This is a genomic window from Burkholderia sp. Ac-20379 (genome assembly GCF_017104645.1).
Lineage (GTDB): Bacteria > Pseudomonadota > Gammaproteobacteria > Burkholderiales > Burkholderiaceae > Burkholderia.
Window position 1 is genome coordinate 1 of record NZ_JAAGPF010000355.1, and the last position, 7,446, is coordinate 7,446.

9 protein-coding genes and 1 riboswitch are annotated in these 7,446 nt (G+C 68.2%); of the genes, 3 read left to right on the forward strand and 6 right to left on the reverse strand.

Annotated elements, in window-relative coordinates; genetic code table 11:
• Positions 1 to 209 (reverse strand): hypothetical protein (locus tag G3N92_RS28685; protein ID WP_206130954.1); only part of this gene is annotated, 209 nt, incomplete at its 3' end.
• 60 nt (positions 210 to 269) lie between these two features.
• A riboswitch (cobalamin riboswitch) is annotated at positions 270 to 349 on the reverse strand.
• 296 nt (positions 350 to 645) lie between these two features.
• Here G3N92_RS28685 and G3N92_RS28690 point away from each other — a divergent pair.
• Positions 646 to 2,730: an EAL domain-containing protein gene (locus G3N92_RS28690; RefSeq protein ID WP_206130955.1), complete on the forward strand. Its 2,085-nt coding sequence runs from the start codon at positions 646 to 648 to the stop codon at positions 2,728 to 2,730.
• A gap of 125 nt (positions 2,731 to 2,855) precedes the next feature.
• On the opposite strand, the gene G3N92_RS28695 is transcribed toward G3N92_RS28690, so the two are convergent.
• From G3N92_RS28695 to G3N92_RS28710, 4 genes are all read right to left on the reverse strand, one after another.
• The gene (locus tag G3N92_RS28695) at positions 2,856 to 3,200 is read right to left on the reverse strand and encodes a hypothetical protein (RefSeq protein WP_206130956.1); all 345 of its coding nucleotides are present in this window, start codon (positions 3,198 to 3,200) and stop codon (positions 2,856 to 2,858) included.
• Between the two features lie 186 nt (positions 3,201 to 3,386).
• Positions 3,387 to 3,872 (reverse strand): hypothetical protein, encoded by a 486-nt coding sequence (locus G3N92_RS28700; RefSeq protein WP_206130957.1) that lies wholly within the window; start codon positions 3,870 to 3,872, stop codon positions 3,387 to 3,389.
• A gap of 13 nt (positions 3,873 to 3,885) precedes the next feature.
• Positions 3,886 to 4,281 carry a hypothetical protein gene (locus G3N92_RS28705; RefSeq protein WP_206130958.1) on the reverse strand — a complete coding sequence of 132 codons (396 nt, stop codon included), beginning with the start codon at positions 4,279 to 4,281 and terminating at the stop codon, positions 3,886 to 3,888.
• A 120-nt stretch (positions 4,282 to 4,401) separates the two neighbouring features.
• Positions 4,402 to 4,644, reverse strand: a complete 243-nt coding sequence (locus G3N92_RS28710; RefSeq protein WP_206130959.1) for a hypothetical protein — start codon at positions 4,642 to 4,644, stop codon at positions 4,402 to 4,404.
• Between G3N92_RS28710 and G3N92_RS28715 the strand changes: the two genes are divergently transcribed.
• The gene (locus G3N92_RS28715; RefSeq protein WP_206130960.1) at positions 4,643 to 5,839 is read left to right on the forward strand and encodes an iron-containing alcohol dehydrogenase; all 1,197 of its coding nucleotides are present in this window, start codon (positions 4,643 to 4,645) and stop codon (positions 5,837 to 5,839) included. The genes G3N92_RS28710 and G3N92_RS28715 overlap by 2 nt on opposite strands.
• On the opposite strand, the gene G3N92_RS28720 is transcribed toward G3N92_RS28715, so the two are convergent.
• Positions 5,815 to 6,726: a LysR family transcriptional regulator gene (locus G3N92_RS28720; RefSeq protein WP_206130961.1), complete on the reverse strand. Its 912-nt coding sequence runs from the start codon at positions 6,724 to 6,726 to the stop codon at positions 5,815 to 5,817. The genes G3N92_RS28715 and G3N92_RS28720 overlap by 25 nt on opposite strands.
• A 122-nt stretch (positions 6,727 to 6,848) precedes the next feature.
• Between G3N92_RS28720 and G3N92_RS28725 the strand changes: the two genes are divergently transcribed.
• A partial coding sequence (locus G3N92_RS28725) for an NmrA family NAD(P)-binding protein (protein WP_206130962.1) occupies positions 6,849 to 7,446 on the forward strand: 598 nt, incomplete at its 3' end.

Here is a 7,446-nt window from a genome sequence, read left to right on the forward strand (position 1 = left end):
AGGGCCGTGGCGGCGTCGCGCCGCGTGGATGTGGAGGCAGACGCCGAGGAAGCCGGCGACGGCTGCGCGGGCGCGGCGTCGTCGGCCAGCGCCCCACGCGGCGCGCCGAACAGCGAGGCGACGGCCACCACGCACGACAACAACGGAAATACATCGGCTCGGCGCTCGCTCGAAGGGCGGGCGCCGCGATTCTGGACAGCCTGGATCACGCGGAAATCTCCTGGGGTTTCGCGCCCCGTTGGACAAACGAAAGGTCAAGCGAAGCTCAGGTCTGACTTCCGGCACGGCCGTCGGGCGACGGCAGGACCGGTCACAGTGGCGCGACCGCGCGGGATTCGAACCCGCTTCCAAGCTAGGCGGCCGCCATTCTAGGGGGAACGAAAACGCAGCGGCAAGCGCCGCAGAACGCCGGACGTGGCGAAAAACCACCATTTCCCGCGCGACGAATTGTTAAATTGCGAAGTTTCTCGCTGTTTTCGGTGCGTGCGACCCCGATTCGACGCAGGCAACGGCTATGATGCTGAACTCGCAATAATCGTCGCGAGTGTTGCTTCCATCCCTATTGATCGCCGCGCAGTGCCAGCGCGCGACCGGATGGCCGCGTGACGCCGATGTCCGCACGCCCCTGCTTCCGTTTTTCCAGACATGCACGGTTCGTACAACTTTTTCCTGGTGGTCGTGTCCTTCGCGGTCGCGACCCTTGCGTCCTATACCGCCCTCGACCTGACCAGCCGGATCGCCCTGCTCGGCCGTTCGCCCGTACGCCATGCGTGGCTGGCCGGCGGCGCGGTGGCGATGGGCACCGGCATCTGGTCGATGCACTTCATCGCGATGCTGGCGTTCACGCTGCCGATCCCGCTCGGCTACGACATCGTCGATACGGCCTACTCGCTCGCGCTCGCGGTCGTCGTCTCCTACTTGGCGCTCTACTACACCACCCACAACAACACCAACCGGCTCGACCTGGCGATCAGCGGCACGCTGATGGGCGGCTGCGTGGCGGGCATGCACTACACCGGCATGGCCGCGATGCACATGCAGCCGGGCATCCGCTACGACAGCGGCTGGCTGGCCGCCTCGCTCGTGATCGCGGTGGCCGCCTCGATCGCCGCGCTGTCGATCGCGCGCACGCTGCGCAACGATCAGCGCCAATCGGCGGTGCGCGCGCGGATCGGCGCGGCGCTGGTGATGGCGGTGGGCATCAGCGGCATGCACTACGCGGGCATGGCCGCCGCCGAATTCCCGCTCGGCAGCGTGTGCGGCGCGGCCAGCGGCATCGATTCGGCGTGGCTCGCCACCACCGTCTCGCTGTTCACGGTGGTGATCCTGGTGGTCACGCTGCTGCTGTCGCGCATCGACGCGCGCAACACGCGCCTGTCGCGCGCCGTCACGAACCTGAACGGCGAGATCGTGCGGCTCGCCACGCTCGACACGCTGACCGGCCTGCCGAACCGCAGCACGCTGAATTCGCGGATCGTCGAGGCGATCGACCAGGCGCGCCGCCACCAGACCGGCTTCGCCGTGCTGTTCATGGATCTCGACGGCTTCAAGGCGATCAACGATTCGCTCGGCCATTCGGTGGGCGACCAGGTGCTGGTGTCGTTCGCGAACCGGCTGCGCGCCTGCGTGCGCAACGTCGACACCGTGGCACGGCTCGGCGGCGACGAATTCGTGGTGCTGGTGGAGCCGATCAACGGCGCGGTGGACGCGCGCCTGATCGCCGAAAGCGTGCTCGACCGCACGCGCGACAGCGCCTGGAGCAGCGAGGCGCCGCTGCTGGTCACGCCGAGCATCGGCATCGCGCTGTACCCGCGCGACGGCGACAGCGTCGACACGCTGCTCAAGCACGCCGACGCCGCCATGTACGAAGCCAAGCGCGCCGGCCGCGGCACGTTCCGCTTCTTCGAAGTGGGCATGAACGACGCCGCGCTGCGCACGCTGCAGATCCAGCAGGCGCTGCACGAGGCGCTGTCGAACCAGTATTTCTCGCTCAATTTCCAGCCGAAATTCCGCGGCGCCACGCATGCGCTGACCGGCGCCGAGGCGCTGATCCGGCTCCATCACCCCACGCTCGGCACGCTCGCGCCGCTCGATTTCATCCCGATCGCCGAGCGCTCGGGGCAGATCGTGCCGATCGGCTACTGGGTGGTGCGCGAAACCTGCCGCCAGATCCGCGCCTGGGCCAAGGCCGGCCTGCCCCAGATGAAAGTGGCCGTGAACCTCTCCACGCGCCAGCTCGCGCAGCCGGGGCTGGCCGCCGCGATGCTCGAGATCGTGCGGCACGAGGAAGTCGCGCCGCAGCAGATCATCTTCGAGATCACCGAAACGATGGCGATGCAGGATGCCGAGCACACCATCGTCGCGATCCGCGATTTCCAGACCAACGGCTTCGAGATCGCCATCGACGATTTCGGCACCGGCTATTCGAGCCTGGCCTACCTGCAGCGCTTCCGCGTCAAGCAACTGAAGATCGACCGCTTCTTCACGAGCGGGCTCGACCGCCACGGCAGCGAGGGCGCGGCGATCGTCTCCGCGATCATCGCGCTCGCGCATTCGCTCGACATGGACGTGGTGGCCGAAGGCGTGGAAACCGTCACCCAGCTCGACAAGCTCAAATCGCTGGACTGCGACGAAATGCAGGGCTTCCTGCTCGGCCTGCCGCTGACGGCAGAGGCGTTCGAGACGCTGATCCGCGAACGCTCGGGCAACGGCGAGGCGACGCCGGCCTGAGCAGGCCGCGCCGCGATCGGCAAACGGGAAGGGAAAGGGTCGAAGCGGAAAGAACCGGGTCGAAGCGCGAAGCCGCGAGCGACGGCTGGGGGCGCGCCGAGCGCCCCGTCAAACCGGCGCGCGGCTTACAGCGCTTCCTGGCACAGCACCATCATCCGCTGCACCATGGTGGAGGCTTCGTTCAGCTCCATTTCATTCGTGAACAGGGCCGGCACGCTCGACAGCCGCACGGCGATGCCCGCGCCGAGCAGATCGCGGCTTGCGATCTTCAGCGCGAGCTGGCCGATCCGCACGCGGTCGAGCCAGCCCATCGTGACCTGCTGCTTGTCGAGCCAGCGGCGGCAGCAATCCACCACGTGGTCGACGCGCCACTCCTGCGTCAGGGCATACGACGCGGCGGCAATCGCGACGAGATAGCACAGCAGCTCGGGCCGCGCGCTCGCCATATCGCTGAATTCGGGTTTCCTCATGCGGTCGACCTTCGATGTGTTGCGCTGCATCCGCGTCAAGTATGAACGAACCCCGGGAAAACAAGCCGGGCGGCGTTGCGCGCGAGACACGGCCCGCACGCGACGCTTGCCAGGCCCCAAAACAAAGCGCCGGGCCGGCGCGCTCGCGCAGGCCCGGCGGTGTGCCGGCGGGGGGTGCCCAGCCGCTCAGCTTCCCGGTTTCCCCGGCTCGGCGTCGCCGCGCAGCAGGGTGAAGCGATTCTGATCGAACAGATAGTAGTAGGTTCCGTTGCCGGTTTCGTCGCGGTTGCCGCGCACGATCACCAGCTTGCTGTCGCGCCGGAAGCCCACCGGCTCCTCGACGTCGGGATTCCAGCAGCAGACGGTGAACGGCAGCCAGACGGTCGCGCCGGTGTTGGCGTCCACCGCCACCGCCATCACGCACGACGCGCCGCAGCCCCAGGTGCTCAGCGCATAATGCCCGGCGAAATTCGGTTCCTTGCCGCTCAGTTCGCGCAGCCGCGAGGCGAAGCGGCGATCCTGCGTGGAGCGGATCGCCGTGGCGGCGATCGTGCCGTGCCAATCCGCGGCGGGGAAATTGTCGAACCGCGGCACCGGGTTGGTGGCCGCCAGCGCCAGTTTCGCCAATCCGGCCAGCGCCATCGCGCCGGCCACGAAACGCAGAACGTGCATGGCGTTCAATCGCTCAATACCAGTGGTGGATTTCCCAGAATTTCCTGGCGTGTGCCGCGCTGTGATAACGGCCGTAGATATACCGCAAGCCGCCTTGCGCTTCCTGCACCGCATTGCCGAACGAATTCGCGCCATTCGGATTCAAACCGTACTGCGCGCGCAGCAACCGAAACAGGCCGCGCGCCGACGAATCCTGGCTGCGCGAATTGACCACGCCGCTCGATTCCTGCGCCATGATCCACAACAGGTCGCCATAATCGGTCGGCGGCGCCTTTTCAAGCGCGATCGCATTGCGCAGCGCCATTTGCGACGCCGGCGGCACGGTGGACGGATCGATCGTCACCCAATCCTGCTTCTTGGGCGGGCGCGGGGAAAGGGCATTCGGTTGCGTGCTCGGTGCGTCGGCCATCGTCGTATTCCTGAATGAATTGCGGTCAATCCGAATCGGTCGACGGCGACTATAAACGTAAATATCTTCAGCGTAAATGCGGCCATCGGTATTGAAATCGTTTAGACGATTACCGCGTCTTTAGATGAGGAAAATTTGCCGCGCGATTTTCAAGCGGCCTTTTGAATCGGTAAATTTCGCATTGAATCTCCGCGTTGCGAATCGATATGACATGACGATTAATCGCGCCGATTGGCGTAATTCGCTTTCGATCCGAAAGCCGTGCGCAGGGAAATGCGATACCGGCGCGCGCCGCGCCCCGCCGGTATCATGATCCGATTCGTGCGGTTCAGCCGCCACCACGACAACCGGAGACTCGCCCATGCAATCGTTCTCGTTTCAGACCGTTCCGCATATCGTGCTCGAGGCCGGCATCGCGCGCCGCCTCGGCCAGGCGCTGCGCGAGCGTTACGCGGGCGGCCGCGCCTGCGTGGTGACCGACGCGTTCCTGCATCGCGGCGGCACGCTAGCCCCGGCGCTCGACAGCCTCGCGCTGGCCGGCTGGGACACGCTGGTGATCGACGACGTGGTGGCCGATCCGCCCGAGGACGTGGTGCGCGAGGCCGCGCAGCGCGCCCGCGGCTTCGGCGCCGATCTGGTGATCGGGCTGGGCGGCGGCTCGTCGATGGACGTCGCCAAGCTGGTGGCCACGCTGTGCGCGGGCGATCAGCCGCTGGAGGAGATGTACGGCGTGAACCGCGTGCGCCAGGGCCGCCTGCCGCTGGTGCAGATCCCCACCACGGCCGGCACCGGCTCGGAAGTCACGCCGATCTCGATCGTCACCACCGGCAAGACCACCAAGAGCGGCGTGGTCGCGCCGCAGCTCTACGCCGATTCGGCCTATCTCGACCCGGAGCTGACGGTGGGCCTGCCCGCCGCCGCCACGGCCGCCACCGGCATCGACGCGATGGTGCATGCGATCGAGGCCTACACGAGCAAGCGCCTGAAGAACCCGCTGTCCGATCACCTGGCCTGCAAGGCGCTGCAACTGCTGAGCGCCAACCTGCTGCCCGCCTGCCACGACGGCGGCGATCTGGCCGCGCGCTCGGCCATGCTGCTCGGCGCGATGCTGGCCGGGCAGGCGTTCGCCAACGCGCCGGTGGGCGGCGTGCATGCGCTCGCCTACCCGATCGGCGGGGTGTTCCATGTGCCGCACGGGCTGTCGAACGCGCTGGTGCTGCCGCACGTGCTGCGCTTCAACGCGCGGTCGACCGCGCACGCCGCCGCGCAGCAGTACGCCGAACTCGGCCAGTTGATCGGGCTCGCGCCGCACGGCAGCGTGGACGAGCAGGCCGAGGCGTTCATCGCGCATCTGGTGTCGCTGGCGCGCGATGCGGGCCTGCCCGCGAACCTGCAGGCCGTGGGCATCGACGTGGGCGACCTCGCCGGGCTGGCCGCCGACGCCATGAAGCAGGAGCGGCTGCTGATCAACAACCCGTGCGCGATCGACGAAGCCAGCGCGCTGGAAATCTACCGGCGCGCGTTCGAGCATGTCTACGACGAGGCGTCCGGCGCGTAGGGGCGCATCCCGCCGAGCTGCTGCAACAGATCGAGAAACGCGCGCACCTTGGCGCTGAGCAGCCGCCGCGAGCTGTACAGCGCCCAGATCTCCACCGCCGGGCCGGCATCCCAACCAAGCTGCACGAGCCGCCCGGCGCTCACCTCCCGCTCCGCGAGCAGCCCCGGCAGCAGCGCCACGCCCGCGCCGTCGAGCACGGCCTGCTGCACCATCAGCAGCGACGACATCCGCAGCACCGGCTGCGGCGCGATCGTGCATGGCCGGCCGTCGGCCAGCTCCACTGGCCAAAGCGTCTGGCCCGCCGCGTTGCTCATGATCACGGCCGGCATGGCGAGCGGCGCATCGGGATCGCGCGGCGGCGACAGGGCGGGCAACGCCAGCCCCGGCGCGGCCACCAGCACGCGGCGATCGGTGGCGATGCGGCGGCCCACCAGCAATGCGTCCTGCGGCGGGTTCACGCGAATCACCAGATCGAACGCGTCCTGCACCGGATCGACCAGGCGATCCTCCGCGACGATCTCCAGCTCCACCTGCGGATAGGCCCGCGCGTAGGTGGGCGCGATCCGGCTCAACACCACGTGCCCGAACACCATCGGCGCGCTCACGCGCAGCCGCCCGCTCGGCACCGGCGCGCGCGCGGCCACGGCCTCGCCCGCCTCGTCGATCTCGGCGAGCAGGCCGCGCGTGCGTTCGTGCAGCGCGAGCCCTTCCTCGGTCAGGCGCAGCGTGCGGGCGCCGCGCTCCACGAGCCGCACGCCGAGCGCGCGCTCCAGTTCGGCCACGTGACGCGACAGCGTGGCCTTCGGGCGGTCGAGCGCGCGGGCGGCCGGGCCGAAGCCCTTGTGCTCGGCCACCGCGTTGAAATCGGCCAAGGCGGCGAGATCCATGATCGTTCCATATACGAGACGAAAGGTCTCGATTATCGATCTTTCGACGCACCTGTGGAACGACTATCGTTCTGTCTACCGGGCCGCCATTCCGCAGCCCTCAACCGACTCAGGAGCAAGACATGACGATTCTCGTAACGGGCGCCACCGGCGTGGTGGGCCAACAGGTCATCGCCCATTTGCAGGCCCAGGCGCCGGCCGGCGCCGCGATCCGCGCGCTGACGCGCTCGCCGGAGAAGGCCCGCTTCGACGACCCGCGCATCGCGGCCGTGCAGGGCGAACTGGCCGATCTCGATTCGATGCGCGCCGCATTGCAGGGCGTGAGCACGCTGTTCCTGCTCGCGCCGAACGCCGCCGACGAACTGACGCAGGCGATTCAGGCGCTGGGCCTGGCGCGCGAGGCCGGCGTGAAGGGCATCGTCTACCTGTCGGTGTTCAAGGGCGGCGACTACGTGGACGTGCCGCACTTCACCGGCAAGCAGACGGTGGAACGCATGATCGAGCGGATGGATCTGCCGGCCACGGTGCTGCGCCCGGCCTATTTCATGCAAAACGACGTGCGCATGAAGGATGCGCTGCTCGGGCACGGCGTCTACGGCATGCCGATCGGCCAGAAGGGCATCTCGATGGTGGACGTGCGCGACATCGGCGACGCCGCCGCGCGCGAGCTGCTGCGCCGCGAGCACGCCGCCGGGCCGCTGCCGCGCGCCACGTTCGAGC